Source organism: Pseudomonas sp. RU47 (assembly GCF_004011755.1).
Taxonomy (GTDB): domain Bacteria; phylum Pseudomonadota; class Gammaproteobacteria; order Pseudomonadales; family Pseudomonadaceae; genus Aquipseudomonas.
This window is the reverse complement of sequence record NZ_CP022411.1, coordinates 3,106,786-3,133,583: the sequence shown is the minus strand read 5'-3', so window position 1 is coordinate 3,133,583 and position 26,798 is coordinate 3,106,786. Positions and strand designations below refer to the sequence as shown.

Sequence of the window (26,798 nt, the reverse complement as noted above, 5' to 3'; positions counted from 1 at the left end):
AAGGCGCCCTGATATCAGGACGCCTTTTTTGTTCGCTCATTACATCTGAGCGCCGATCATCCAAGGCACTGTTTCTTCATTGCCGATGCCCAACGCCTCGCTTTTAGATTTTTCTCCAGAAGCCACTCGTATGAGCATGTCGAAAATCTCTTTACCCTTCGATTCAAGGGTGGCATCGCCATCCATGACATCCCCGCAGTTGATGTCCATATCATCCTTCATGCGAGTGTACATTTTGGTATTCGTCGCAAGCTTGATCGAAGGAGCAGGTTTGGCGCCAAAGCACGAGCCGCGTCCGGTGGTGAACGCAACGAGGTTTGCGCCGCTGGCGATTTGGCCAGTGGCTCCCATCGGGTCATAGCCAGGCGCATCCATGAACACCAAGCCTCGGACTGTAATGGGCTCGGCGTAACGATAAACGCCCATGAGTGCTGAGGAGCCACTTTTGGCAACTGCGCCTAGAGACTTTTCAAGAATGGTCGTCAGGCCGCCGGCCTTGTTACCAGGCGTGGGGTTGTTATCGATGCTGCCTTTTTCGCGGTCTGCGTAGCTTTCCCACCATTTGATAAGGTCGACGATACCCTGGCCGACCTCACGGGTTGCCGCGCGACGAGTCAGCAGGTGTTCGGCGCCGTAGATCTCCGGCGTTTCGCTAAGGATGGCAGTTCCACCTTGCGCTACGAGCATATCGACAGCCACACCGAGGGCGGGGTTGGCCGTGATGCCCGAGTATCCGTCTGAACCGCCGCACTGGAGCGCCACGGTCAGGTGCCGCGCCGAGACCGGCTCACGCCGGCACTCGTTGGCAACCGGCAGCATCGATTCCACGGCGGCAATGGCGGCATCCGCTGCGTTGCGGGTTCCACCAACGTCTTGGATGACCACGGGAGCGATAAGCTTGCCGGTCTCGATGCTCTGGGCCATGAACAGCGCGCCCATCTGATTGGCTTCACAGCCAAGGCCGATGACGACCACGCCAGCGAAGTTGGCGTGCTTGATGAAACCGCCTAGCGTGCGCCGCAGTTGGTTCACCCCCTCGCCATTGTGCTCTATGCAGCACCCGAAGCTGTGGGTGATCGGCACCACACCGTCCACGTTTGGGTAAGCATCCAGCACACCGTTTCGCGAGAAGTGTTCAACCACCATTTTGGTAACAGTGGAGGAGCAGTTCACAGTGCTCACTACACCAATGTAGTTTCGAGTTGCTACTCGCCCGTCAGCGCGGACGAAACCTTGGAATGTCACAGGAGAGGCTGCAGGCGACGCGACTTTGGCATCCTCGCCGAACGCGTAGTCTCGCTCGAACGTCGCCATCTCCAGATTGTGCGTATGCACGTAATCGCCTGGCTCAATGGGTTTAGTAGCAAAGCCAATGATCTGGCCATAACGCAGAACAGGATCACCTGGGTTTACGTGTGCAAGGGCGATTTTGTGCGCTGCGGGCACATCGGCGAGCACCACAATATTACCGAACTCCGTAACCACGGTTCCTTGAGGTATCGACGCGCGTGCGATTGCAACATTATCGTCGGGATGTAGTTTAAGTGCCAGGGATGTACTCTTCATTTTGTCCTCGCATTATCAGTAATACACGGCGCAGCCTGGGGCAATACAATGTTGTCCCGCGTTTTTGTAGTAATCGTTTCTTGTGCCTGACGTAGCTTCAGACTCAGGAATGCCGCGAGCGTTAAAAGAGCCGCTACAATAATTAGCCCATTCTTCGTGCTCCCAGTAGTTTGTTCAACGAAGCCCAGAAGTGAAGGGCCGAAGAAACCACCAGTAATACCAAAAGTATTCACTAACGCCAGACCCGCCGCCATACCTGCTCCCGCCAGTCTTGAACTGGCAAAGAGGAATATCACAGGCTGAACAACGAAAAACATCGATGCCGTAAGAGTGAATCCTATTAGAGCTATCAGTGGAGTGGTAAAGGCCGCAAGGGTCAATCCAGCCGACATCAGGAGCAGCCCACCGAACATTATTTTGCGTGAAATTTTCGGAGTAGTTGCATACCTTGGAAGAAACGCTGCCCCGAGTGCTGCTGCGATCCATGGGATTGAGTTTAACAATCCTATTTGTAACGATGATAAGCCTCCGTACGTGCCAATGATGCCCGGCAAGAAGAAAATTACCGAATAGACACTAACTTGGTGGAGGAAATACACCGCGATCGCAAGCCAAATCTGAGGGATTTTAAGAACTCCCTTAAAAGAATGACCTACATTGCCGGAGGCGATTTCTTCATCATGTTCTTTCTTCAGAACTTGCTCTACTTCAGTGACTTGTTCCTTTGATAGCCAACTTGCCGTAGATGGGCCGTCCGGAAGCTTTCGCCAAATCACGACGGAGAATAGAACAGCTGGAATTCCCTCCAAGAAGAACAGCCACTGCCAGCCGTGCCAACCCCAGATTCCATCCATCTTTAACAGCAGCCCGCCAACCGGCCCGCTGATGATATTCGCGAGACAAACCCCGATTAGAAAATAGCCACTGGCTCGTGCCCTTTGCTCACGACCAAACCAATAGGTTAAATAGAGCATTACACCTGGGAACAATCCGGCTTCAGCTGCGCCCAGTAGCGCGCGGGCAATGTAAAACGTAGTCTCATCGGTAATGAAGGCCATACCGGCAGATAACAATCCCCAGGTGATCATGATCCTGGTGATCCAGAGTCGGGCCCCTACCCGGTGCATGATCAAGTTACTGGGTACCTCCATGAGTGCATAGGTAAGGAAGAAGAGCCCTGCACCAAAACCATATGCGGCAGCGGAAATACCCAAGTCTACTGCCATGTGTGTTTTGGCAAGTGAAATGTTAGTTCTGTCTAGAAAGCTTATAACGTAAGCAAAGATTAACATCGGCATTAGTTTTCGAAACATTAAAGCGTTCAGCGACTGTCCCTTTTGTGTTTTTGTATGGGTCGTAGCTAACATGATTCATGTTCTCCTCACGAGGATAAATTGCTAAGGCGCGAGTGTTGTGACGCGACCATTAGTTATCAAAATATCCTCTAGATAGGCTTTACGGGGATGAATACCCGCGCTTAAAAATTGACGTTATCGCCACCTTTTAGCTTCAGGATTTCCCTCGCGTCAGACGGTGTCGCCACTTCAAGTGAAAGCCCTTCGAGAATTTTGCGCATGCGCGAAACTTGATCGGCATTGCTTTTTGCCAATTGACCCGGCCCGTCCCAAAGCGAGTCTTCAAGACCCACACGCACGTGTCCTCCAAGCGTGGCTGATTGAGCACCAATGCTCATCTGCTGCTTTCCTGCAGGAAGAACCGACCACTGATAGTCATCTCCGAAGAGACGATCAGCTGTGCGCCGCATATGCAGGACATCCTCAGGGTGACCGCCGATACCGCCCAAAATGCCGAAAACCGATTGGATCAAAAACGGAGGTTTGATGAGGCCACGATCAATGAAATGTGCAGCGGTGTAGAGATGCCCAATGTCATAGCATTCGATTTCAAAACGGGTACCGTTCTCACTGCATGACTCGAGGATGTGGGCTATGTCGGTAAATGTATTTTTGAAAATGCGGTCATGGCTGCCGGCGAGGTATGGTTCCTCCCAAGCGTGTTTGAACTCCTTAAACCGATTGAGCATTGGGTAAAGACCCATGTTCATCGTGCCCATGTTCAGTGAGGCCACTTCCGGTTTGAACTGATGTGCTGGACGAAGTCGATCTTCAAGCGACATTGTCGGCGCGCCACCTGTAGTCAGGTTGATCACCACATCGCTAGCCTCTTTGATAGCCGGCAGAAACTGCTTAAACAGTTCCGGATCCTGAGAGGGACTGCCATCAATTGGATTACGAGCATGTAGGTGAACAATTGAGGCGCCAGCCTCAGCGGCACCAATCGCCGCTTCGGCAATTTGACCTGGTGTTACCGGCAGGTAACGGGACATGGAAGGTGTATGAATTGCGCCGGTGACCGCGCAAGTGATGATGACTTTACGAGCCATGGTGACCTCCTGGTTACTTTTATTTTGGTGTTCAGGATGAAGTGATGCCGTCAGGAATTTGGTGCTTGACGCTTGTGCGCAGCGAGAGCCATAAGGCGGCGGTCACGCCAGGCGGATCGCAATGCAATGCCTTCAAGTTCAAGTTTTTGGCGGCGCTCGTCATGTACTCGGGCGACTGCTGATTCCGACCAGTCAAAAGCATTTTCGGAATTGATCGTTTCGCGATTTTGCTGACCGTAGCGTTTGGCATAGTCAGATACGCCGGCAGGGGCGTTGAGATCGATGGTTTCGAAGGGGCCCATAAATGACCAGCGGAGGGCGAGTCCATCTTTGAGTACCCGATCAATATCCTCAGAGCTAGCAAAGCCTTCCTCATGCAATTTGAAGCATTCGTTGAGGACTGCTGCTTGGACTCGGTTCAACAAGAAGCCGTGGATCTCTCGGGATAGAACGACAGGGCTCTGCCCTGCTGCGGTGTAGATCTCATGCGCTCGAATCATCACTTCAGATTCGGTCCACGGCGCAGGGCAAAGCTCCACAAGAGGAACTAAGTAAGGTGGGTTGGTAGGGTGTGCAACTACGCAGCGCCCCCGACCTGGTAGATCTTTAGTGAACTCGGAGGCCGGTAACCATGAAGTTGAACTGGCAAGAATCGCGTCCTTGGGCGCCAACACATCCATTCGACTGAAAATGTCGATTTTCGCCTCCACCGTTTCCCGAACGTTTTCCTGTACGAGCACCACATCACGTAGCGCATCAGCCAAATCGGGAACACACGTAATCCGTGCAAGTACGGTGAGGGGCGCGTCATTGAGGAGATCAAATTCTGCGAGCTCGTTAAGTCTCGCTTCTATGTAGGCATGGCTGTTCTGCATTGTCTGCAGATCCATGTCGTGTAAACGCACCGGATGTCCTGCTCCAGCAAAAACAATCGCCCAAGCTCTCCCAATCAGGCCCGCGCCAACGATTGCAATGGGGCCACGCTCGGTCGCAGATGGAGTTGTACTTCGCATGATGTTCTCCAAATTTTGTATTTATTTTTAGGAGTAATCGTTTGAGCGGTTGGTGAACAATGCTGACGCTCAGTTATTCGCTCTGAGACAGATGCTATCCACTGTGATCACAGATCACAAGAAAATAATTCTGATTGTCTGACGATCGGCTATGGAAGGGATTCGAGGGTTGAGATAGCTCCCGCAACGGCCTGAGCCTCAGTGGGTCGGCGCGCATTAGGTTTTTGTGCGGGAATAGAAAAGGCTTTTTTCGGGATTGAACCTTCGCGTTAAATAGACGCAGAAAAGCCCGCCTGACGAGCGGGCTCCTCAATCAGATCTTTCAGCCTGCGTGGCCGTGACCCGCTTCACGAAGGAACGCGCGTACCGTGTCACAGAACTCCAGTGGGTTTTCAGTCATTGGATAGTGGCCAGTACCTGCGAGCACGGCGATCTTACTGCCGGGAATGCGAGATGCTGTCTCCTCAACCTTCTCTTGGTACACCAACCAATCCGCGTCACCGCGCAGAAGTAAAACAGGCGCTTTGATCTTTCCAACTTGTTGCCGCTGATCAAAGTTCGCATAGCCTGTGAGGTCACCTTTCATCACCTGCGGCGTGGTGCGCGAGATCTGCCACACCACCTCCCTCGCACGATCTGGTGGAGTGCGATTGCCAGTCATCGAACGAGACCAGGCACCGATGATCTCTGGCCCATTCATGAGCAACATATCGAGGAAGAACTCGGAAACCGTCGGGGTAAAATCTGCCCCTTCAGCTGAAATGATCGCGCTGTAAGCATCGGGCCGACGTGCCCCCAATTCCAGCACCAGATTGCCACCCATCGAGCATCCCATGATGGCGGGGTTCTCAAGTCCCAAGGCCTCCATAAGGTGCTCATTGAACTCCGCATGGCGAGTGAGGCTGTGGAATGGACCTGATTCAGGTAGCTCTGATTTGCTGTGCCCAGGGGCGTCAATTGCAATGACGCGGAACTCATCTGAGAGGCCGTCCAGTACGTGCCTGTACATCAGAGAATCTTGTGATGCCGCGTGGAAGCAAACGAGTGGACGTCCCTCCCCTGATTCTTCGTAATAAACGCGAATTCCATCAACGGTAATGTACCGTCCTACCGTCTCTTTCCCTGACGGCTTAGGCCCGGGAGAGTAAGAGACTGGTGGGTTATTATTAGCTTTCCCTACACGCTTCATTGCGTCAAACGCGCGGGCCAACACATCAACGTACTGCCATGCGGCGACTACGTTGCCCTCAAGCTCAAGTTTGCCCAACCCTGGGGACAACGCTTCAAACCAGTCGATCTTTCCGTCAAGAACGCGCTGCCACTCATCATCAGCACCAGACACGATGATATCCGCACCCAAGGGGCTTCCTTCCGGGTAAACCGCAACGACCTTACCGGCGAGAACCGCAAGCGTTGAGAAGGCTGTGCTGTGCTTGAATTGAATCCGTCCATCGAAATAGCGAGCAGCGGCAGTCCAATCAGCATCACCGTTTAACTCGTCGGCGAATTGGCTCAACCATTTGGCATCTTTAATAAGGGTCATGACTTTCTCCTAGCTTTAGCTATCCCCAAGGGGATTTTCTTGTAAGTGCAGGTACGATCGGTTCGTTACAAACCCATGTTGCAAGAGTGCTTCGAGACCAGCGCCTTGTCGTACTTAAGGAACCAGCCGGTAGTTTCTCGGGTGAAGAAAATGGTGATGATGGCCGCCAGTACCATGAGACCGGAGATAAAGTAGAGCGCGTAGTTGTAACCAGCAGCCTGCTCAAAGCCACCACCTGCGCCGATGAACATCCCGATCACGAATGGCCCAAAGCCACCGGCGTAAATACCGACGTTGACGATTGAGCCTGCCAGGCCAGTCGTGCCTTGCTTCGCAGAATCAAACGCAATGGCATACAGCAACGTGTAGGGCGCGTTCATCGCGAACCCGGCAAACAACTGAATCGCGATAAGCCAAGTCAGGCTGACGGATGAGTATTTGAAGAGGTACATGCCCACCGCAAGCCATGCGAAAACAAGCACGAGGCAAAGTTTTCGGCCTGCACGGTCTGAAACCCATCCCCAAACGATCTGGCCGATACCACCGGTGATCGTGAAGAGCACCGAGTAAGCAGCTGCCTCTGCGAAGTTGTAATGGGCAACAAAGGCCAGATACTGAGGTAGCCAGAAGCTGATGCCGAAGTAGCCAACGATCGCGAACATCGAGATAAGAGCGATAGCGGAGATGTTCGGATTTTTCATTGCCGACTTGAGCGCGCCTTTGGGCACCTCAACCACTCCCTGTACCGCTTCCATTGATGGAGGGGTCTCACCCACGGCTTGAGCGTGTTCAACAAAGGACTCGTAACGCTTCTTCGTACTGAACCACCAGTAGACCGAAAAGATGATGATCATCGGTACAGGGAACAGCAGGAATGCCAAGCGCCAATTTTCCGGGCCGTAAGCGTGGAGTAGAGCACTGATCGCCAAGCCACCGATCAATGTGCCCCAAGGGTATCCGGTGTGATGAAGTCCCAGGGCGAAACCACGGCGCTCCTTCGACCACCACTCAGACAAGGAAGTGACTTCGATGGCTTCGCCAGCACCGCCAAATGCGTGTGACATCACTTGCAGCGCAACAAGCACTCCAAGCGAGCCTGTCAAGAAATTGAGGCCGGTCAGAAAGGTGAATAGCGTGTAAGCAATCACGATTGGCAGATGGCGGTATTTTCGCATCCATCCCTGACCGCCTTTATCAGCCCAAATCATGCAAGGCACGGCTATCAAAGATGTAGCGATCGTGATGAACGCGGCAAGCAGTCCAGTCAGCTCAGCGCTTGTCTTGAACTCGCTGGTGATGGAGGGCAATACCATAAAGAACATCTGGCGGGAGTTGGCATCCATGGCATACACGAGCCACAAAAGAGCCATCGCACCCCAGGAGGCTGCACCTGCACCTTTTGGCACACGATTGACCGCAGGTAATGCTTCGATTTTGTCTTGAGCAAATCCCATGGGGATATCTCCGGGTATTTATTTTTATTCTCCGGCTGAGGATCGGTGTTTTGCACACATACGCCTCAACATCCGAGGTGATCCAGCACTTGTCGTACTGCTCACCATGGACAGAGGTTATGGCTCAATTTCAGGGCTGAATATAGCTGGCAAAGCACACCTGCTGTGACCGCCAGGAACAGGTCAGTGGCACAAAATGAGAGAGGTGCCAGCGAAGCATTTGACTAAGTAATTACTGGGGAACAGGCCTCAAATTTTTGAGATCTCTGTTGGGCACAGAGCAAGAGGGAAAATTATCAGAGTGGTGGAGTATTGGCTCCCTTGTGCAGGAGCCAAAGTTGCACGCTTGCGCGGAGGTAGAGTGAAAGTAAGCGCCGAGCCGTAGTGGCTATCAAACCGCTCCGGGCAGTCCTCTCACGATTTTCCATGGATGAGCAATCCATTTTTCCTGAAAAAACTCGATGAACACCCGGATGCGAGGACTCAAATGCTTACGGTCTGAATAAAGCAGGTAAATAGGCTCCAGGATCTCCGCTTTGTACTCGTCAAGCAGGAGCACCAGCGATCCGTCCTGAATGTCTTTTCCAATGTGGAAATCCGCAAGGCGGACTATACCCGCACCTGATTTGGCCATATCTCTGAGCAGCTCACCCTGGGTAAACGATCCTCGAGGCTTCACAGGGGTCGTCACACCTAGGCCATCTTGGATAAAGGCCCATTTGTTCCAAGGGCTGGCAAAACTGAAATTAAAGCATCGATGATTCATCAGATCTTGTGGCTGCTGCGGTATTCCATACTTTTCCAGGTAGTCAGGTGAAGCACACAGCAACCATTCACATTCGCCTATCTTCTTTGCGATTCTGGAAGAGCTCGGAAGAATCCCGCTATGGATGGCTATGTCCAATCCTTGTTCGAACTGGTCAACGAACTGAGCGCCTAACTGAATCTCGACATCAAGACCGGGATAGGTGTCGAGGAATTCCGGCAACCAAGGCACGATCTGCTGCTTCGCAAAAGAGGTCATCGTGTGGATGCGAAGCGTGCCACTGACCCTTGAAGGAAGCCCTTCTGCCAGAGAGTCAGCTTCACTCATCGCCTCAACTACAGCTTTCGCACTGCGCAGATAAGCCGCCCCCTCCTCCGTCAGAGTGAGGACTCGGGACCCCCTCTGAAAAAGTCGAACCCGAAGCCGATCCTCTAGCCGTGCTATCAATTTACTGATGGCCGACGGAGTCATCTCATGCGCCCTGGCGGCAGCAGAAAAACTTCCGCACTCTGTTGACCAGATGAAGGCTAGCATTTGAGAGTATTGATCCATTTCGGTACGCTCCTTACGCGACTGAATCTACCTGTTTATCTACACAAAAAAACGCGCCGTAGCGCGTTCTTTTTTGAACCAGAATCAGCGAATGAACTGCTCGATATAATCGTCCGGCAAGCCCAAATTTTTGTAATGGCTGCGGGCAGCTTCCAGCTTGGTGAAAACGTCTTCATAGCCAACCGCGACACCCTGTGGGTCGACGTAAGTGTAGCCACCCTGAACGTGGAACCAAGTAATCATTTCTTCGACATCTTCAGGGACGAACAGAGTGTGAGTCTCCCCTGGCGGCTCGAATGCAAAGGAGCCTTCATCAGCAACCCAATCGTGTTCGAGGTAGTACCAACGCCCCTTCAACACGATCGCATGTACTGCACCTGAGTGGCGGTGACGAGACAAAACCCCGCTCTGCCGAACTCGGAGCAAGTTGATGTAGTACCCACCGCTAACGCTCAGCAGCAGTGGTTTGAAAGATACTGATTTGGTGACCGGCACCCAGAGATTATCGTCTTCGAGCCAAGTGGTCATAACGCCTGGATGCACCATGTCTGGAGACATGAAAGGCACCTGCGGCAAAGCATAAGGAATGGCAAGTTCATCAGGTTTAACGGGCGTATTCATTATAATTTCTCTCAACGTGTGACTGGCGAGCGAGCCAGGATTTCAATCGCTGAGTGAGAGTAGGTGATGCTCTCGCACAGGAGAATACTCAGAAATTCACACCATCTGTGACCACTCGTCACAGCGCGTAAGACTCATCCCGTTGAAGGCCGCGACTCATCTAAGGCGCCTACTGCGGACGAGTTCAAGCGATTGACCCCGCAGATTTTTCATTGAGTGGATAGCGGCCACCAGTGGATCGCGCCCCATCAGAGGGGACACATTTTCCCCAATACCTTCACTACCATGCAGACCTGTTCATCTGAAAGCCGCTTACACAGTAGTAATCGGCTTGAAATAATGAGGTTTAGCAATGACTTCTCTCAGCCCTTCCCTTGAGCTCAGTCCCGAGCTTGCAGCTCATCCGGCCTATTCGCGAGTGTTTCAGCCCGAAGGCCTCACCTTCGGATACATCATGCCCTTGGAGGGCTATCCGAATTCACCGTTTCCCACGCTGCAGGATCATCAACGCCTTGCTCGCATCGCGGACGAGGCTGGATTCGCAAGTCTGTGGATGAGAGATGTGCCCTTCTATGACCCGAGCTTTGGTGATACTGGTCAAATGATCGACCCGTTTGTATATCTGGGATATCTGGCTGCTGTTACCAAAAACATTGCCTTGGGCACAACGGGCATCGTTCTTCCGTTACGTGAACCACTGATCGTCGCTAAGCAGTCCGTTTCGGTCGACCAGCTAACCGGCGGTCGTTTCTTGCTAGGGCTATCCAGCGGAGATCGCCCAATTGAATATCCAGCATTCGGGATTGATTTCGAAGCGAGAGAAGAACGATACCGGGAAGGCTTTGAGCTGATTAAGACAGTCACTGAAAACAGCTTCCCAAGCGTCTCAACCAAACTTTTCGGCCAGCTGGAAGGCTTGCTAGACATGGTACCCAAGCCAGTTGGCCCTCGACTCCCCATGATTGTCGTGGGCCGGGCCCGTCAGACGCTTGAGTGGATAGCCAATAATGCCGATGCATGGATTTGGCATCTGAGCGACTTCAATCGTTTGCCCGGCCTCATCCGCGAGTTCCGTTCTGCCAGCCAGACCGGCAATGCAAAACCATACGGCTACGCGACATTTTTCGATCTGGCGAAGGATCCGAACACACCGCTGGAACGCGGCTACAACGGAATAAGGATCGGGCGTAATGCTCTCGTGGAGCTCTGGAAACGGCAACAGGATGAGGGCGTTTCACACGTGGCACTGAATATCAAACCTCTGCAGCGACCAGCAGCAGATGTCCTGGAAGAGATGGCTGAGTATGTCCTGCCACACTTTCCCATAGGCCAACCTGCCTCGCAGGTGACCCAGTGACCGGCTCAAGTGATCGCACCGCCATCAAGGGCGTTATAGCCACCTTTCTGAAAGCCTGGGAGAGCGGTAATTGGGACTCTGTTGGGGATATGTTCACTGAGAATTGCCAGTTGGTGACAAGCCACATGTCCGCTCATGAGGGTGGACGCAAGATTGTCAGAGCTTTCCAGCAAGACCGTGCCAAGGCTGATGGCTTTTCAGTGAAGGCAACCAATCACTATGTGGGTGGTGGAGAAACCGACGCCACTTTCAGTCTCTACGCCTATGGCCATATCAGCAAAGCCACAAAGTCGGCCACGCTCGGATTTGGTATGACTGTCACAGGCTCTCTGAAAAAGACAGCAGGCACCTGGCGCCTCGACAGCGTGCTGATTGCCTTAAATTGGGTAACCGGGGACTACTCGCTTGCAATTCACTGGCAGCTTCCACCAGGTGACGACGGATGGAGGATTGGCGACCCAGCCCCGACCATCGTTAGCGAGCTGAATTCGCCATGGCTTGCTTTCCCTGACTCAACGGCTTCGGTGACCAGTGCGGAGTGTATTGCTGAAACCTACGCTCGTTACTCATGGGCGCTGGATCAGGCTGACATGCAGCAGCTTGCTCATTGCTTTACCAACGACGCCGCTGGTGATTTTCAACCGATGGGCCTTATTGAAGGGCGTCACGCGATCATCGGCTCCTTCAAAGAGTTTCGCAGGCCCTGGCCGTGGATGCAGCATTTCGCGGACGTGCTGGAGATCAAGTCCGACGAGGAAAAGGGTGTAGCGGAAATGATTGTCGGCAGAGTCATTCCTGGAAACTCACACACGCAAGATGGCACGCCTCTCTATGGCGCGCATTACCGGATGCGGCTTCGTCGCAAACATGAGGGCTTCTGGCAGCTGACCTGGAGCGAGTACCGCCCAGGCTGGTTCAATGCCAATGAAGCACCAAGAGTTTAGTCCATTCTTGGAAACGCTCTAGGGCCGTGGCGCCGTACTATCTCGGACGACGAGTTCGATTTGTATGCGCTCGCGGCGTGCAAGTGGGCGCCCCTCGATCAGCGCAACGATGTTGTTGGCGCTGCTGATACCAATTTTCGAAGTCGGCACCCTGACGGTCGTCAGGGCTGGCACGTAGGCAGCCGCGAACTCGATATCATCGAACCCGCTGACTGATAGTTCTTTGGGGACGTCGATCCCATTGGAGCGCGCTTCCGCCAACGCTCCGATACAGGTGAGGTCAGTGCTGCAGACAATGGCTGTAGGCTTGGGGTTAAGCTCCATAGCAATCCGCAGCCCGGCGCGCCCTCCCTCAATCGTGAATGGCTGCTCAATAATCCGTTCACTTGAAAGCTCGATCCCTGACTCGAGTAGCTGAGCGGTGATTCCTTTCAGACGGTATTTTGCCCGTTCGTTGTTAGAAACAACGCCACTGATCATGGCGATACTTTGATGACCAAGGCTAAGCAAGTGCCTGGCTATCAATCGACCACCCTCCTCATTGCTGAACCCCACGCAGTGATGGTCGTGAGCACCATCAAGTGACCACATGAGAATGAATGGGCATTGGGCGGCAGTTAGTGCTTCATAAATTTCAGGACTGTGTTCAGTACCCACCAACAGTAGGCCTTCGACGCCCCGCTCAATCATGTTCCTTACGTTTACCAGTTCCTGCGCCTGGTCGTATTCATGGGAAGAAATGATCAGGTGATACCCAAGCTCCGTTAGCCTTAACTGGAGGGCCTGGACAGCTTCAGCGAACGCAGGGTTGTTAAACGTAGGAAAAACGGCTCCGATGCTGTGCGTGCGCCTGGATGCCAAAGCACGCGCGGCCCCGTCTCGCACGTACCCGAGCTCTTGAACAGCTGCTTGTACTTTGGCCAGCGTTGCAGGTTTCACTAAGTGCGGGACAGCCAATGCTCTTGAAGCACTCCCCATCGAGACGCCCGCCAATTCAGCCACATCCTTGAGCTTCGGTTTCTCGATTTTTTTCATTGGAGATTCAGCATCCTCGATCGTAGCGCGGAGACAGGACGATCAGAAGAACGCCCTCGATTTGCGCAGAGGATGATAAGCCAACAGGCTGCCGTTCGGGAGCCGTTAATTGGAGGGAAAAACCTGAGAACAGCGTTTCTGCTGCCCCCAGGCAAAGACACTTATTTAATGACGATCGGATTCACAGGAGCTCCAGTTCCGCCAACGACCTTTAGAGGGGCTGCGGTGTAGAGGAACGTCCACTGACCGTCCTCAGCGCAGTCCTCAGCGAGAGGATCAAGCTGAGCGATCTCAGTGAGAGTGATGCCCAAGTTCCTCATGAGTGCGTTGTGCAACGGCAACGCAACCCCTGACACGGGATCGACGGTGACTTCGTTAGCAATGGTGTCAGTGACAATGTTCGGAATTTCCATCTCCTGAAACCACTTCACCAGCTCAGGGCTGTAGGTCAGGCCTGGCTCGATAAAGTCTTTGTAGAACTCTTCCGGGTCGCGTTTATAAAACGAGCCAATCCATCCAGTGCGGATGATGAGAATGTCGCGCTTGTTGATAGAGACGCCTTGAGCCCGGGCCGCAGCCATTAAATCCTCATGGTTGAACGTTTCACCTGCATCCAGCACGTCTTTACCACGGTGGCGCGCTATGTCGATCAGAATGCCTCGGCCAACAATGCCTTTTTCACCCAATGGAGCAACGCTCGCCTTGGCCAGGGAACCGATAGTGGTATCGGCGCTGTAGCCATTCCAAATCTGATCGTCGTACCAGACATGCCCAAGGGCGTCGTACTGAGTTGACCCTTGAAGATGAAAAAACATCACGTCGTCGGCGAACTCGTAAGAGCCCGGAAAATGTGGGCCTTTGCCACAGTTATAGTGACCACGATCCATGATATTCATGCGTTTTGACTGGGAGCGACCAGGCCAGACCGGGTCACCAGCAGGATCTGCCATCCGTACCTGCAAAGTAAATGTCTTGCCTTGCTTGACCTCTTTGACCCCTTGGAGAACTTCGATACCTGTAAGGTAGTTGAGTGAGCCTACCTCATCATCCGGGCCCCACTTACCCCAGTTCTTAGGGGAGTCTTTGAGCAAGTCATGAATATGCGGAACGGTCTTGTCTGTCATTTTCTGAGCCTCTTTTATTCTTGGATTAGCTGTGCTGCATTTAGCGGTTAGTTGAAACGTTCAAATCGTTGTCCCAGCTCGTCGGCACGAGCGAGTCCTCGGATGAGTCGTTCAGCCGTAAGGGCTGGCGCCATATTTTTCGCGTACACCGCACCCAGTGTTGCCTGGACGACAATATCCAATTCCTCAGAGGTAAACGCAGACGTCTGGCCAAGGCCGTCGAGGGTGACGGGCAGATTCACATCATTCAGAAACTGAGCGACCTCTAGGATCTCTGAGTCTGGGCGCTCTTCGACGGACATCTGCACCAGCGTCCCGAATGCGACAAGCTCACCATGCAGCATGGAAGTAATCGCAGGAATTGACGTAAGACCTCGCACAAGCGCATGGGCTAACGACAAGCCGCCACTCTCAAACCCAACGCCACTGATAAGGACGGTTCCTTCAACAACCCGCTCGACATCATCATTAACCTCGTGCCGGCCTACTGCTTGGTAAGCGCTGTACCCGTAGGTCATAAGCGTCTTAAACACAGCCTCTGTTAGCAGCAATGCAGTGTTCAACGCTGGAGTACCAAATGAGTTATTGCCTCCGGCAGACTGACATTGTTGCGCCTCAAACTTTTTACTGATGGCGTCGCCGATGCCTGCGGCGAAAAACCTTGCAGGCGCACGGACAATCACTTCGGTGTCCACGACTACTGCAGAGGGGTTCATGTTCAGGTACTCGACACCAACGACCTTGTGCGCCTCGTCGTAAAGCACAATCAAACGGCTGGTTGGGGCGTCGCTGGAAGCAATGGTCGGGCATACGACGATGGGGACGTTAAGCTGAGCAGCCATCCCTTTAGCCGTGTCAATTGTCTTACCCCCGCCCAAAGCGATGATGGTGTCTGGCCTGTAATCTGCTGATCGCTCACAGAGAGACGCAATTGCAGCTTTAGTGCATTCACCGGGAAAAACGATACTGTTCGCCTCGAAGCCATGCTCTGACAATGCATTCCCTACCTCAGGCCACAGATGCTTCGAGACAAACTCGTCGCACAAGACCAAAGGGCGCGATTGCCCCATATCGGAAAGGATTCTGCCAAGCTGCTTTAGTGCGCCTGGCCCTTGCTCGTATCGGCCAGGAAAACCCATTGTTCGAACCATGCCATCACCCGCTGCTGAAAAACTGTGAGATAAATCGTTACGTTGAATACGAGCCCGGATGGATCAGCGCATCAACCAGCCACCCGCCACATCCACAACTTGGCCCGTGATGAAGTCGCTGTCGTTTGAAGTCAAAAAGCATGCTGCTTTAGCTACCTCAAGTGGCGTTCCAAGACGCCCCAACGGTGTTTCATCAACGACTGCCTGGTTCGCTTGCGCAGAAACGGTTTTAAGAAGCGGCGTTTCGATGCGTCCCGGAGCCAGTGCGTTTGCAGTAATGCCATAGGGCCCGAGCTCACCTGCCAGGTGACGGGTAAAACCGATAATCGCGGCTTTAGTAGCGCTGTAATGCGCCGCGACAATAGGCAAATAGGCGCTGCCGGCGACGGAAGACATGTTCACGATTCTTCCAAAGCCGCGCTCAACCATTCCCGGCGCGATTGCCCTAACCAGGTTGAACGAGCCAGTGAGGTTGATGCCGACGACCCTTTCCCATTCCAGAGGATCCATTTCCCAAATCGGTGCGGGTGCGCCCTGATGTTTGGGTGACACGCCTGCATTGTTGATCAAGGTGTCGATCGGGCCGAGCTGCTCACTAAGCTCAAGACAGGCTCGACTGCATTGCGCGAAATCTGATACGTCAGCTTTAGCCCAAGCCACCAAATGTCCGGCAGCAATGAGTTGCCGGGAAAGCTCGGAAACTGACTGTTCGTCGAAATCTACCAAGGCAACCCGCGCGCCCTCCTCGCAGTACAGCCGGGCAATTGAGGCACCGATCCCCCCTCCTGCCCCGGTAATGAGAACTGTGCGTCCTGAATGTCGAAGATTCGTCATGCCAAATTCCCCGCGCTGAAAAAACAGAAACAAGAGGCGGTGATGCTCAAACGCGTCCGATGCCGCGCTGGCTGACCGAAAATTTCGGACTCATGTAGGCGGGTGGTTTTAGGAGATTTGCGTAGCGAAGCCAGTGCCCCCGTGCCGGAGCGGTCTGTGACTTTAGATAAGAGAGTGGCGAGGGCAGCCTGCGTCGTTGACCGAGCGAAGGCTAATGATGCAGTGATCATTATGATCTCCAGACTTGCCTAGGAAAACGGCAAATATGAATCGTTTCATTCTCATAACCTGCGGCCATAAGCCAACAAAATCCATGATCTTTTCACGACTCTATTTTTTTGTATTTATTCTCGAAAGATATATTTATGAAGCGCTTCATTTTTATTCGGATATTTGACCGCTGTCAAGCTGTCTGCACGGTCACTTCCCCGCAAGGAGCGCCAGTAGCTCCTACGAAACGCAGTCATGAGCATCTGCGCCAATCATATTGAGGATGTGAAAAACACCGGCACACTAAGCCTCTGAGGCACTGGCTCCTTCGGCAGATGCACGGAACACGGGCGCAGTGCCCACGCCTGGGAGTCGATGCTCAAGTGAGATGAATACGCGATGCATATGATAGGCATCGACTAGCCGCGCGGGCTTCGCCCACGGGTCAGGCAGAGTGAATGCCTTCCGCAGAATGCTGCTCCCATGGTGGGCATGGTGACCAAGCCTCCACGAGCTTATCGATGAAGAGTCGAATTTTCGGAGAGAGGTGCCGCTTGCTAGGGTAGATCACCCGAATAGGCTCTGCGGCCTCTGCATAGCCAGCGAGCAATTGAACAAGCTTGCCGCTCCTCAAATCGTCGTTCACCACGTAGGAAGGAAGAGTCGCGATACCCAAGCCAGCTACTGCTGACTGGTGTAATGACTCAGCACTGTCCATCTGTAGCCTTCCACCATGAGTAACGGACACAGAGCTACCATTCACGCGAAAATTCCAAGGAAGCAATCTCCCACCGCTCACGAAATGCAGGCACTGGTGCTCGGATAAATCCTCCGGCGTTTTAGGCTCGGCATGCTCAGCCAAATATTTGGGGGAAGCGCAGGTAATCATTTGTTGGTAGGCCACAGTGCGCGTTAACAACCGAGAATCTTCCTTCGGTGGCCCGATGCGCATGGCCAAATCAAATCCCTCATCGATCAGATCGACCAGCCTGTCAGAAAAGGTGATATCCACGCTCAGGGAGGGCCAATCTTTAAGACAGCACTCAATGTGCTGAAGGACATGAAGTCTGCCCAGCGCAACCGGCAGACTCATCCGCAGTCGCCCACTGGGTGTCGAACGACGAAACGCAAGGGCATCCTCCACGTCGTCCAGATCCTGAAGAACGCCCACACAGCGCTCATACAGAACCTGGCCGTCATCCGTCATGCTTAAACTTCGCGTAGTGCGATTCAGTAAACGTACCTGTAAACGAGCCTCAAGCCTGACTATCGACTTCCCCACTGCAGAGCGCGTAAGGCCAAGCTGTTTTGCCGCCGCAGTGAAGCTTCCAGCGTTTACCGAGCTCACAAACGCGGCAATGTCATTCAGGTTATGGAGTTCCATACGGCCTCGGTGGTCTCAACGTTCGGGCGGCTTAGCACCTGTTATGGGGAACCCCATTCCCCAATACTAAGCATAGTATCTCAATTAGCTAATCCACTCCCAACGATCAATTGAGGTCATTATGAACACTAAAGTCCAAGCAGCCGTCCAAACCTGGGCCAATAGCCTTAGCGATCTGGTACCCGTTCTTAAGGGAATCGATACCACCACAAAAATGAGCGACATCCGCGACTCTTACGCAAAAATGCTCGCGCAAAATCCAGCGCCAGCTGGCGTTAAATTCGAAGCAGTCGACATGGGTGGCGTACCCGGCACACTGGTTACTCCGGACGAGATCAAAACCGACGCGGTCGTGATGTACATCCACGGCGGCGCCTACATTGTAGGACGTCCAGACGGCTACCACGGTATCGGCGGCAACTACGCGAAAATGCTCGGTGCTCGTGTGTACATGCCGGACTACCGCCTCGCTCCTGAGCACAAGTTTCCAGCATCTATCGACGACACGTTACGCGCTTACGAATGGTTGCTTGAGCAGAAAATCCCGGCTAACAAAATTGCGTTCTCTGGCGAGTCGGCTGGCGGCGCAATGGTCGTCAGCGTCATGGTCGCGGCTAAATCGAAAGGGCTTCCATTGCCTGCGGTTGGCTCCTCCATCTCACCATGGGCGAACCTTGAACACACCGGTGCTTCCATGAGCAACCGTGAAGGTCTGGATCCTCTGAACTCCAAGCCTGTCTTGGACATCCTCGCCAGAGCATTCCTAGGCGACACATTGGCCAATCATCCTCTGGCCTCACCTGTGTTCGCGGACGTCACCGGTCTTCCACCAATCTTGGTGCAGATCGGCGAGAACGAGCTGATGTTGAGTGATGCAATGCGCCTTGCAACTCACCTGGCTGATAACCGGGTTCGCGTGAACCTGGAAGTATGGCCTGCGATGTTCCACGCCTGGCACTTCTACGCCACCATGCTGCCAGAAGGTCAGCAGGCTATGGAAAGTTCCGTTCGCTTCATCGAGGCTGGCTTGGCCGACGCCAACCGCTAAAACGCAGAACAACCGCGATAGCTTTGTGGCTGTCGCGGTTTTGCTCATCCTGCTTCTATAAAAGCTTCATCAGGCTACTCAGAGAGCCTGAGTAAGCGCCCTGCCCAACCCGAGAAAATTTCACCAAACGCCCCTTCTTGGCAGGCCGTGTCCACTGAACTCAGAAGATGGTTTTTCCGATGACAACAGACCGCAGCACGATCAACCCAAGGGTCTATGCGCTGACCTTCACTGCATTTGTAATGCTCTCCTCTGAATTTATCGTCGCAGGTTTACTACCTGAAATTGCAACATCGCTGGCCATCACTATTGGCGCGGCGAGTGGGCTGGTGACAGCTTTTGCTTTAGGCATGGGCATCAGCGCGCCAATCATTGGTGTTCTAACACACCGGGCCTCGAAACGATCCCTTCTCATCGCCGCGTGCGTGGCACTTGTTCTCGGGAACGGGATTTCCGCAGTCTTTAGCGACTACTACATCATCCTCATTGGTCGCGTACTAGGAGGAATCGGTGTTGCTGTTTTCTGGACAAATGCCGCTCTGGCCGCGAAGTCACTGTCGCAAGGCCGCAATGAAAGCATGGCGATTGGTAGAGTCTTGGTAGGAATCTCGATCGCATCGGTCGTAGGCGTCCCGGTCGGCAAGCTCATCGCAGACGCTACCAATTGGCGGATGGCGATGTGGATGATGACGGCGCTGAGCTGTGTGGCTTTGCTAACCGTGTGGATTTGGGTGAGGCCTACTGAAGAATCGCGGCAGAAAGAAAACCTGCGCGACGCCCTGCGTGTAGCCTTCAAGCCTGACGTATCAATGACCTTGGTCAGTTCATGCTTAATGTTTGCTGGCGTTGCCTCGGTATTCAACTTCTTGTCTACCTTCCTGGAAAAGGAGACCGGCTTCGGTGAGATGAACGTCACACTGATCCTATGTCTCTACGGCGTCGCAGACATTGTGAGCAATTTGATCCTATCCAAACGTGTGAAGGACAATCTTGAGCCCATGTTCAGACGGGTCTTGGTGACCATGGCCATGGGCATGTGCACCCTGTCAATGTTTGGCAATCTCACATGGGCAGTACCACTCGCCGTCATCATCGTCGCCAGTAGCCACGCTGGTGTCAGCCTGCTTATCGGAATAGACGTGCTGAAAAGGGCTGGGAACGCTGGTCAGTTGATCAACGCCATAAACGTATCAATGATAAATCTAGGCATCGGCATTGGTGCAGTCATTACTGGATTGGTGATAGATCGCGTAGGCGTTAACGCCATAGGTTGGGTTGGCGCATGCTTCATTTCTTTGGCGCTGTGTGTCCGATGGAAAATTGAACGTAGCCACGAACAGCATGGTAGCTGAGTTGTAGACCGTTGCTTAACATTACCCTGCGCCTTAAAGGAACGCCGGCTAGCGCGGGACATTCCAGTTCGATACCCAAGCGTCACGGGATCAGCGGGATGACTGCTGGAACTAACACTCCGGTAACGCACAAATGAAAAGGGCTCCATGGGGCTCCATGGGGCCCTTTTTGTACTCAAACCTTAGTCACTTGGTGAGCCAGGACTCAACGGTAGTGGAACCGTGTTTAGCTTTGCAATCCTTCTGAATCGCCCCGGCTTATCTAGACACCTTGCAAGCTCAACGAAAGCGATTAGCCGCTACTCATCCTCATAGTGGAGAGACACACTGAAAGCCATCAAGTCCCCCATTGCATCACCGCCAGGGCGCGCACTCGCAATTGTTCGTGGATCGCATGCGAATGGGGGCAAAACTGGGGGCATAGTTGGTTTTTCTAAGCCTAGAAGCACCGTCCTAGAGCCAAGTCAAAATGTTTTTCGGCGCCCCTGAGAGCCTTTAGGCTTCGTCTGGCAGGCTGTTTAGCTGAGCATTTCTGGCTTTTCATGGGCATGGAGATCCATTCATTTGCAAGCCCGCCAGTCCCGTTGCCTCACCGAAATCGCCATCAATTTATTCTGGCCCAGCAAATACAACCGCGCCCCGTCAATAAATGGTTCAGGCACCTGATGTTCGATCTGTTCGGCGATTAACTGCGCGCGCAGCCTTTACTGCCAATGCGAAAACCTTGGAGCGCAGGTGCGACACCTTCGGCCAGACCGCATGCACATCAGCGTTACCGAAAAACGACTTGCGACACGAAGCAGACATTAGAGCAGGTAAATAAGCCCGTCGTTTTTCTTCCTTTGGCCTCGTTTTTTGCCAGCAGATTTCAGGTTGCTCACCGAGCACTCCGATAGAATCAGGCAATACTAAAATCGAATCAGGCATAGTTCCCAGCCACTCTCCGCCCTAGCATAGCCTGACCTTATATATTCAGGAGTGCGCCCCATGCGTGCAGAAAAAACCATTTTTATCACGGGCGTTAGTAGCGGCTTTGGCCAGGCCCTGGCTAAGGAAGCTCTCGCTCAGGGCCATCGAGTGATCGGCACTGTTCGCAGCGAATCCTCTCTGGCAACGTTCCAGGCGCTCTTGCCTGAGAGAGCCCATGGCGTGGTGCTGGACGTTACCCACTTTAATGCCATCGACGCCGTCGTCGCCGCTATTGAGGGTCAGTATGGCCCGGTGGACGTGCTGGTTAACAACGCGGGTTATGGCCACGAAGGGGTTTTCGAGGAGTCGTCGCTGGAGGAAATGCGCCGTCAGTTCGACGTCAATGTATTCGGCGCGGTGGCGATGACCAAGGCGTTTGTGCCCTTTTTTCGCCAGCGGCGGGCGGGACGTATCCTCAATATCACGTCCATGGGTGGCTATATCACCATGCCAGGTATTGCTTACTACTGCGGCAGCAAATTTGCCCTGGAGGGCATCTCTGATACGTTGAACAAAGAGCTTGCGCCCTTCAATATTTTTGTAACGGCCGTGGCGCCGGGGTCTTTCCGAACGGACTGGGCAGGTCGTTCGATGCAGCGTACGCCGCGCAGCATCAGTGACTACGATGCGACTTTCGACCCGGTGCGAAAAGCCCGTGAGGAAAAAAGCGGCCTTCAACTGGGCGACCCGCAGAAAGCCGCACGCGCCATGATGACTATTATCACCAGCCCTAATCCGCCGGCTCAACTGCTGCTGGGCAGCGACGCCCTGGCTCTGGTGCGTGACAAGCTGCAGCGGACGGCGGAGAGTATTGAGCAATGGGAAGCGCTGAGCTGTTCCACGGACGGCTGAGCATAAAAGTGGAGAACGTACAATCGATGCCGAAATCCAAGGACCCGAGCACTGCGCGTATGGTGCAGTTGATGGGCCAGCTTGCACCGCTGGAGGGTTACAACCTGAGTCCGCTGGATGATGTGCGTTTTCTGCGTTCCAACCGGCCGCTGAAGCGCACCCCGGTTCTATATGAGCCGGGCATCGTCATCCTCTGTCAGGGGCAGAAACGCGGCTATCTGGGTGATGAAATTTACATCTATGACGCCCAGCATTATCTGGTGGTGTCAGTGCCAGTGCCTTTTACAATGGAGACCGACGCTAGCGAGGCGGAGCCAATGCTGGCGGTGTACATACGTCTGGATTTCAATCTGGCCGGCGAGCTGATTCAGCAGGTAGATGAGGTATGGAACATCCGCGTGGCTCAGCCTATGGGTATGTACGCCTCGCCCATGGACGAACCGCTGCGCCAGTCGACCCTGCGTTTTCTGGAAGTCATGGGCGACTGCACCGACACGCAAATCCTCGGACCAGCGATGTTGCGCGAACTCTACTACCGCATTCTCACTGGCGAACAAGGCGGTACCCTACGCGCGGCTATCGCCCAGCAGGGTCAGTTCGGCAAGGTGACGCGCGCCATTCACAAAATCCACCGCTGTTACCACGAGCATCTGGATGTAGAAATCCTCGCCCAGGAAGCGCAGATGAGCGTGCCTAACTTTCATCTGCATTTTCGCAAGGTGACCGATTCCTCGCCTATGCAGTACCTCAAGTCGACGCGGTTGCATCAAGCGCGATTACTGATGCTGCGTAACGACCTGACAGCGGCCAAGTCGGCATTTCTGGTGGGTTATGAAAGTGCTTCGCAATTTAGCCGCGATTTCAAGCGCCTCTTCGGACGCACGCCAATAGCGGAGGTGGCGCGGATGAAGCAGGCTTATACGTTGCCGGCACCGACAACCCCGTCGCCCTTCGTGTCATCACACTGAGTTTCAAACAATCCTGTCTTGCCCGTCGCCAGTAGGCGTGGGAACGTGCGGATGGCGTGCCTGCCGACACAACGGGCGAGTGAAGTGTCACATCTGCTGCCGCATAGATAAACACCCATCCAGGATTTGTATATTCAGGGGCCTATCAGAAAAGCTATCGCTCTACGGCGATGCATTTGATCTCCACGAGAAGGCCGGGGCGAGCCAGTTCACCGACACCTATGCATGTCCATGCACAAGTACTCCGAGGAAAGACTTTATCCTTCACGCGTCTAAAAATTGGCATGTGGCGGTGCATATCGACGTGATAAGTTGTCATTTCGACGACATCTTCAAATTCGCACCCGCCGGCTTCCAAGACGAGCCGGAGATTGTCCCAAGCTGCCAAAAACTGCTGCTCTGGGTCTTCGATAACTGATAATTCCGGCGTCCGGCCTACCTGACCAGCGCAGTAAAGAGTCTTTCCTACCTTTACAGCTGGTGCATAACCAGCATGCTCGCAGAGCAATCTCATGCCATCTGGAACAATGATCTGACGATCAGTCATGGTTGTGGAGCCCAAAATATAAACGGATACGAAAGCTAACTCACGTGCCAGAACGGCGTCCAATCGGGTCACTGGGACTCAGCCTCATAAAACCGCATTCGCCACTCTAGAAACCCCGGCCAGTAAGCGAACGACAGACCACTAATAAATAAAGACGCGCATTGGCGTAGCTGCTTTCTCGATAGAAATACTAGCCCCGCGGCGAAAGAGCTATCGAGATCCGCCCGTTTAACGCCCTTACTCTGAAATTGACTTGTCGAGAAGGTGGCTCTCGACTGAAGAGGACTTGCGACGGCGAAAAATCCGTACGCCAGGCGACCGTAGCGGTGCTCTAACAATCTCAATCGGTAACCAGGTGAGGGTTATCGGGGAAAGAGCCACTGCGGTAGCGAACGCATTCAATCCCTCTTTGCAGATCACATCAGAAGAGAATTCGCTTTCCTCGCCATTGAAAGTACACACGATTCGCTCATCAAAGGACTTTGAGTAGGGCCGTCTACCCTCCTCATTTCCGCAGGTGTGTTTGATAATCTCACTGCTATCCAGAATGTTTCGATCAGGGAAGTTGAAGTCCGCAATATCCAAGCCACTGGCTCGCGTACCTGGCACTGATCGGCCCGGTCTGCTGAAAGAACCGTCGGCGTTCCTACGCCATGGCAACAATTGAAGCAGCGCTCGCATCTCCGGCCGGCATGACAGGTTTGTGGTCGATTCCGATAACAGATGAGCGCGGGTTGTATCCGGCTCCTGCACAGGTGATCTGGACTGAGCCTGCAATTGGGATTGGAAATCTGCACTATGGGTCGTTGCCCGCTTCTTGTTTTCTGAAGTCGGTAACACTGATGAAGCTGGCGGTACCGCAGATATATAGGTCATGGGGACGCCTCATATCAGGTCTGGTGTCATGAGTCTCGCCAGCATTCCTGGCGTGGCTGTTCAGTTTTTGCGCCATCAGATCCCGCTGAACCAGTTGTATCCCTGGTCTTCCCAATACCCGCCCGGGTTGTCGTTGCTCACGAAAATCTCGACAACATGCTTGGGGTTTTTGAAGCCCAATTTGGTGGGTACTCGAACCCGCAGCGGATAGCCGTACTCGGGCGGCAACGCGACATCAGCGTAATCCAGCGCCAGCAGTGTCTGTGGGTGCAAGGCCGTCGGCATGTCCAGACTGGAGTAATAGCGATCAGCACATTTGAAACCGACGAATTTCGCTGTGGTATCGGCACCGATGTGTTCCAGAAAGGTTTTGAGCGGTACACCTCCCCATTGTCCTATGGCGCTCCAACCTTCAACACAGATCAAACGGGTGATATCGCTACGTTGCGGCAGTTTGCGCAAGCTTTCGAGTGTCCATGGAGCCTTGTCCCTGACCCGGCCGGAGACGGCGAGCGAGTAACTGGCGAGGTCCACTTCAGGGATATCGTCCTGGCCATAGAATGCGTTGAACGGAAATGGCGTAGTGATCTGCGCGCGGGTGAAGGTCGGCGCCAGTTTCTGTCCGCTGAACAGCCATGCCTGGACCCTATCGTTCCAGCGCGACATGGCCCAAAGGACCTTGTCAACCTGATCGCCGTCCTGCAGGTTGCAGCCGGTCAGCATCGACATCGCACCCACGGTCAAGCCGGCACGAAGGAAATGCCGGCGCTGGATATTCTCCAACTCAAGCTGTTGCGCAGGTTCAAGCCTGACGCGCTGAACAGTTCCTTTTCTGGATTCAGTCATGGCCATTTCTCCTGATATCAAGCGACCGCACCCCACCTGAAATCATTGGCAGCAGGGTTTTGGGTACCAGCATTACCAACCCAAGATGAATCACGACGAATGCAGCAATTACCGCCATCGCCGCAAAATGTACGTAGCGAGCGACGTCATAGCCGCCCAGTAGCGCGACCAGCTCTTGAAGTTGAATGGGTTTCCAGATCGCCACACCCGAAATGACGACGAGTGCGCCTGCTGCCAGCACCATCCAGTACATCAGGCGCTGCACAGCGTTATAGACACCCTTTTCATGCACGAGCCGGAAGCGCAAAGCGTCCGTAAAATCACGCTTCAATGCGACAAGCCCAATGGGCAGCAACTCACGTTTGAAATGGCGACTGACGACGCCATACAGCACATAGATTGCGCCGTTGATCAGCAGCAGCCACATGAATGCAAAGTGCCAGGCCAGCGCCCCACCCAACCACCCGCCCACGGTTACCGACACTGGAAACCTGAAGCCGAACAGTGGCGAGGCGTTGTAAATGGCCCAACCGCTCATGAACATGCAGACCATGCAGGCGGCGTTGAGCCAGTGGGTGAGGCGAACCGGCCAGGGATGAAGCTTTTTCTGTCTCACGTGTTTCCCCCTCGAAACCAGCCATGTAGCGGAGCGTTGCCAAGCGGCAGCGCCCCTGCCTTTTCAGGTGATTACATCGGTGGCTGGAAGCCATCCTTGCCAACTGCAATGCCGCGCGCGGTGGTTCCATCTGCGGCGGGGAACACGACAATTTTCGTACCTTTGACCAGTTCATCGGCTTTGCCTGGCTCGACGTAGGCAATTGGCACATCGTCCGGTACGACGATTTGTTTCTCGCCACCCTTGTAGTTGACGGTCAATGTGCGGCCGTCAGCTTTGGACAGTTTCCCCACTGTACCGTTGGTCATGGTGCCTGTGCTGCCATCCGCGTTCTGCCAGCCATAATGACCTTCGCCGCTGCCCTTCAGGCTGGCGTCAAAAACCGTCACCTCCAGCGCCTTCAATGTTCCGTTGGCCTGCGGGATGGCCGCCGAGCCAATGAAGCTGTCGGATTTGATCGATTCGATATTGGCCTTCGATACCCGGTTGATACCGGTCTTGTCAGTCAGTCCGATAGTCTGCTGGGCGCCGGAGCGGACAGTGAATGTCAGCGTATTGTTGCTGACGCTTTCCACCGTGCCACGCAGCGGTTTGATCACCGGCATGTCAGCCGCGGTAGCAATGACGGCAGCACTGAGCATCAACAAACCGAATGTGGTAGACAAGGCGTTTTTTAGTTGCATGGTGACGATTCCTCATGGGGTGATGTGCCGCCATCCTCGACCGCAGACCGGGACGTCACGATGACCGCCGAATGACATTTTTG

23 protein-coding genes are annotated in these 26,798 nt (G+C 53.8%); 6 read left to right on the top strand and 17 right to left on the bottom strand.

The window, feature by feature from the left end:
* Positions 1 to 39: 39 nt before the first annotated feature.
* The 8 genes from CCX46_RS14200 to CCX46_RS14165 all read right to left on the bottom strand — a co-directional run bounded on the left by CCX46_RS14200 (position 40) and on the right by CCX46_RS14165 (position 9,919).
* Positions 40 to 1,566: a UxaA family hydrolase gene (locus CCX46_RS14200; protein ID WP_127927351.1), complete on the bottom strand. Its 1,527-nt coding sequence runs from the start codon at positions 1,564 to 1,566 to the stop codon at positions 40 to 42.
* A complete protein-coding gene (locus tag CCX46_RS14195; protein ID WP_127927349.1) occupies positions 1,563 to 2,933 on the bottom strand; it encodes an MFS transporter in 1,371 nt (456 codons plus the stop codon). Before CCX46_RS14195 ends, CCX46_RS14200 begins: the two co-directional genes overlap by 4 nt.
* A 110-nt stretch (positions 2,934 to 3,043) precedes the next feature.
* The gene (locus CCX46_RS14190; RefSeq protein ID WP_095129129.1) at positions 3,044 to 3,970 is read right to left on the bottom strand and encodes a 3-keto-5-aminohexanoate cleavage protein; all 927 of its coding nucleotides are present in this window, start codon (positions 3,968 to 3,970) and stop codon (positions 3,044 to 3,046) included.
* A gap of 50 nt (positions 3,971 to 4,020) precedes the next feature.
* Complete coding sequence (locus tag CCX46_RS14185; protein ID WP_127927346.1) at positions 4,021 to 4,983, bottom strand: 3-hydroxyacyl-CoA dehydrogenase; 963 nt, start codon at positions 4,981 to 4,983, stop codon at positions 4,021 to 4,023.
* A 322-nt stretch (positions 4,984 to 5,305) separates the two neighbouring features.
* Positions 5,306 to 6,526, bottom strand: coding sequence for an alpha/beta fold hydrolase (locus CCX46_RS14180; protein ID WP_127927344.1), 1,221 nt, complete (start codon positions 6,524 to 6,526; stop codon positions 5,306 to 5,308).
* A gap of 65 nt (positions 6,527 to 6,591) precedes the next feature.
* Positions 6,592 to 7,980: an MFS transporter gene (locus CCX46_RS14175; protein WP_127927342.1), complete on the bottom strand. Its 1,389-nt coding sequence runs from the start codon at positions 7,978 to 7,980 to the stop codon at positions 6,592 to 6,594.
* A gap of 391 nt (positions 7,981 to 8,371) precedes the next feature.
* A complete protein-coding gene (locus CCX46_RS14170) occupies positions 8,372 to 9,298 on the bottom strand; it encodes a LysR family transcriptional regulator (protein ID WP_095129125.1) in 927 nt (308 codons plus the stop codon).
* Between the two features lie 84 nt (positions 9,299 to 9,382).
* Positions 9,383 to 9,919: a 2,4'-dihydroxyacetophenone dioxygenase family protein gene (locus CCX46_RS14165; RefSeq protein WP_007913179.1), complete on the bottom strand. Its 537-nt coding sequence runs from the start codon at positions 9,917 to 9,919 to the stop codon at positions 9,383 to 9,385.
* Positions 9,920 to 10,271: 352 nt separating this feature from the next.
* Here CCX46_RS14165 and CCX46_RS14160 point away from each other — a divergent pair, with 352 nt between their 5' ends.
* Together CCX46_RS14160 and CCX46_RS14155 are read left to right on the top strand one after the other, a co-directional pair.
* Entirely contained in the window at positions 10,272 to 11,276 is a 1,005-nt protein-coding gene (locus tag CCX46_RS14160) for an LLM class oxidoreductase (protein WP_027620508.1), read from the top strand.
* Positions 11,273 to 12,220, top strand: a complete 948-nt coding sequence (locus CCX46_RS14155; RefSeq protein WP_127927340.1) for a nuclear transport factor 2 family protein — start codon at positions 11,273 to 11,275, stop codon at positions 12,218 to 12,220. Before CCX46_RS14160 ends, CCX46_RS14155 begins: the two co-directional genes overlap by 4 nt.
* An 18-nt stretch (positions 12,221 to 12,238) precedes the next feature.
* Here the strand turns inward: CCX46_RS14155 and CCX46_RS14150 are convergent, their stop codons facing one another.
* From CCX46_RS14150 to CCX46_RS14125, 5 genes are all read right to left on the bottom strand, one after another.
* The gene (locus tag CCX46_RS14150) at positions 12,239 to 13,255 is read right to left on the bottom strand and encodes a LacI family DNA-binding transcriptional regulator (RefSeq protein ID WP_105162266.1); all 1,017 of its coding nucleotides are present in this window, start codon (positions 13,253 to 13,255) and stop codon (positions 12,239 to 12,241) included.
* A gap of 161 nt (positions 13,256 to 13,416) precedes the next feature.
* Positions 13,417 to 14,379 carry a cyclase family protein gene (locus CCX46_RS14145; protein ID WP_027620510.1) on the bottom strand — a complete coding sequence of 321 codons (963 nt, stop codon included), beginning with the start codon at positions 14,377 to 14,379 and terminating at the stop codon, positions 13,417 to 13,419.
* Positions 14,380 to 14,426: 47 nt separating this feature from the next.
* The gene (locus tag CCX46_RS14140) at positions 14,427 to 15,518 is read right to left on the bottom strand and encodes a glycerol dehydrogenase (protein WP_238704403.1); all 1,092 of its coding nucleotides are present in this window, start codon (positions 15,516 to 15,518) and stop codon (positions 14,427 to 14,429) included.
* Positions 15,519 to 15,593: 75 nt separating this feature from the next.
* A complete protein-coding gene (locus tag CCX46_RS14135) occupies positions 15,594 to 16,364 on the bottom strand; it encodes an SDR family oxidoreductase (protein WP_095129121.1) in 771 nt (256 codons plus the stop codon).
* A gap of 655 nt (positions 16,365 to 17,019) precedes the next feature.
* Entirely contained in the window at positions 17,020 to 17,958 is a 939-nt protein-coding gene (locus tag CCX46_RS14125; RefSeq protein ID WP_027620513.1) for a LysR family transcriptional regulator, read from the bottom strand.
* A 121-nt stretch (positions 17,959 to 18,079) separates the two neighbouring features.
* Between CCX46_RS14125 and CCX46_RS14120 the strand changes: the two genes are divergently transcribed.
* The 4 genes from CCX46_RS14120 to CCX46_RS14105 all read left to right on the top strand — a co-directional run bounded on the left by CCX46_RS14120 (position 18,080) and on the right by CCX46_RS14105 (position 23,147).
* Positions 18,080 to 19,006, top strand: coding sequence for an alpha/beta hydrolase (locus tag CCX46_RS14120; protein ID WP_027620514.1), 927 nt, complete (start codon positions 18,080 to 18,082; stop codon positions 19,004 to 19,006).
* A 179-nt stretch (positions 19,007 to 19,185) separates the two neighbouring features.
* Positions 19,186 to 20,358: an MFS transporter gene (locus tag CCX46_RS14115; protein WP_127927334.1), complete on the top strand. Its 1,173-nt coding sequence runs from the start codon at positions 19,186 to 19,188 to the stop codon at positions 20,356 to 20,358.
* 987 nt (positions 20,359 to 21,345) lie between these two features.
* Positions 21,346 to 22,179 (top strand): oxidoreductase, encoded by an 834-nt coding sequence (locus tag CCX46_RS14110; protein WP_058426034.1) that lies wholly within the window; start codon positions 21,346 to 21,348, stop codon positions 22,177 to 22,179.
* Positions 22,180 to 22,205: 26 nt separating this feature from the next.
* Positions 22,206 to 23,147 (top strand): AraC family transcriptional regulator, encoded by a 942-nt coding sequence (locus CCX46_RS14105; protein WP_127927332.1) that lies wholly within the window; start codon positions 22,206 to 22,208, stop codon positions 23,145 to 23,147.
* Positions 23,148 to 23,301: 154 nt separating this feature from the next.
* On the opposite strand, the gene CCX46_RS14100 is transcribed toward CCX46_RS14105, so the two are convergent.
* The 4 genes from CCX46_RS14100 to CCX46_RS14085 form a co-directional block, all read right to left on the bottom strand.
* Positions 23,302 to 23,694, bottom strand: coding sequence for a RidA family protein (locus CCX46_RS14100; RefSeq protein WP_056860328.1), 393 nt, complete (start codon positions 23,692 to 23,694; stop codon positions 23,302 to 23,304).
* 951 nt (positions 23,695 to 24,645) lie between these two features.
* Positions 24,646 to 25,416, bottom strand: coding sequence for a molybdopterin-dependent oxidoreductase (locus CCX46_RS14095; RefSeq protein ID WP_056859946.1), 771 nt, complete (start codon positions 25,414 to 25,416; stop codon positions 24,646 to 24,648).
* Positions 25,409 to 26,032, bottom strand: a complete 624-nt coding sequence (locus CCX46_RS14090) for a cytochrome b/b6 domain-containing protein (protein ID WP_056859945.1) — start codon at positions 26,030 to 26,032, stop codon at positions 25,409 to 25,411. Before CCX46_RS14090 ends, CCX46_RS14095 begins: the two co-directional genes overlap by 8 nt.
* 71 nt (positions 26,033 to 26,103) lie before the next feature.
* A complete protein-coding gene (locus CCX46_RS14085; RefSeq protein ID WP_056859944.1) occupies positions 26,104 to 26,715 on the bottom strand; it encodes a hypothetical protein in 612 nt (203 codons plus the stop codon).
* Positions 26,716 to 26,798: the final 83 nt, after the last annotated feature.

Coding starts and splice junctions, on each gene's coding strand:
- CCX46_RS14195 (WP_127927349.1), bottom strand. CDS start 2,933: ATGTTAGCTACGACCCATACAAAAACACAAAAGGGACAGTCGCTGAAC.
- CCX46_RS14135 (WP_095129121.1), bottom strand. CDS start 16,364: ATGACGAATCTTCGACATTCAGGACGCACAGTTCTCATTACCGGGGCA.
- CCX46_RS14120 (WP_027620514.1), top strand. CDS start 18,080: ATGAACACTAAAGTCCAAGCAGCCGTCCAAACCTGGGCCAATAGCCTT.
- CCX46_RS14165 (WP_007913179.1), bottom strand. CDS start 9,919: ATGAATACGCCCGTTAAACCTGATGAACTTGCCATTCCTTATGCTTTG.
- CCX46_RS14180 (WP_127927344.1), bottom strand. CDS start 6,526: ATGACCCTTATTAAAGATGCCAAATGGTTGAGCCAATTCGCCGACGAG.
- CCX46_RS14190 (WP_095129129.1), bottom strand. CDS start 3,970: ATGGCTCGTAAAGTCATCATCACTTGCGCGGTCACCGGCGCAATTCAT.
- CCX46_RS14105 (WP_127927332.1), top strand. CDS start 22,206: ATGCCGAAATCCAAGGACCCGAGCACTGCGCGTATGGTGCAGTTGATG.
- CCX46_RS14095 (WP_056859946.1), bottom strand. CDS start 25,416: ATGACTGAATCCAGAAAAGGAACTGTTCAGCGCGTCAGGCTTGAACCT.
- CCX46_RS14115 (WP_127927334.1), top strand. CDS start 19,186: ATGACAACAGACCGCAGCACGATCAACCCAAGGGTCTATGCGCTGACC.
- CCX46_RS14140 (WP_238704403.1), bottom strand. CDS start 15,518: ATGGGTTTTCCTGGCCGATACGAGCAAGGGCCAGGCGCACTAAAGCAG.
- CCX46_RS14125 (WP_027620513.1), bottom strand. CDS start 17,958: ATGGAACTCCATAACCTGAATGACATTGCCGCGTTTGTGAGCTCGGTA.
- CCX46_RS14185 (WP_127927346.1), bottom strand. CDS start 4,983: ATGCGAAGTACAACTCCATCTGCGACCGAGCGTGGCCCCATTGCAATC.
- CCX46_RS14110 (WP_058426034.1), top strand. CDS start 21,346: ATGCGTGCAGAAAAAACCATTTTTATCACGGGCGTTAGTAGCGGCTTT.
- CCX46_RS14100 (WP_056860328.1), bottom strand. CDS start 23,694: ATGACTGATCGTCAGATCATTGTTCCAGATGGCATGAGATTGCTCTGC.
- CCX46_RS14200 (WP_127927351.1), bottom strand. CDS start 1,566: ATGAAGAGTACATCCCTGGCACTTAAACTACATCCCGACGATAATGTT.
- CCX46_RS14175 (WP_127927342.1), bottom strand. CDS start 7,980: ATGGGATTTGCTCAAGACAAAATCGAAGCATTACCTGCGGTCAATCGT.
- CCX46_RS14085 (WP_056859944.1), bottom strand. CDS start 26,715: ATGCAACTAAAAAACGCCTTGTCTACCACATTCGGTTTGTTGATGCTC.
- CCX46_RS14160 (WP_027620508.1), top strand. CDS start 10,272: ATGACTTCTCTCAGCCCTTCCCTTGAGCTCAGTCCCGAGCTTGCAGCT.
- CCX46_RS14170 (WP_095129125.1), bottom strand. CDS start 9,298: ATGGATCAATACTCTCAAATGCTAGCCTTCATCTGGTCAACAGAGTGC.
- CCX46_RS14145 (WP_027620510.1), bottom strand. CDS start 14,379: ATGACAGACAAGACCGTTCCGCATATTCATGACTTGCTCAAAGACTCC.
- CCX46_RS14150 (WP_105162266.1), bottom strand. CDS start 13,255: ATGAAAAAAATCGAGAAACCGAAGCTCAAGGATGTGGCTGAATTGGCG.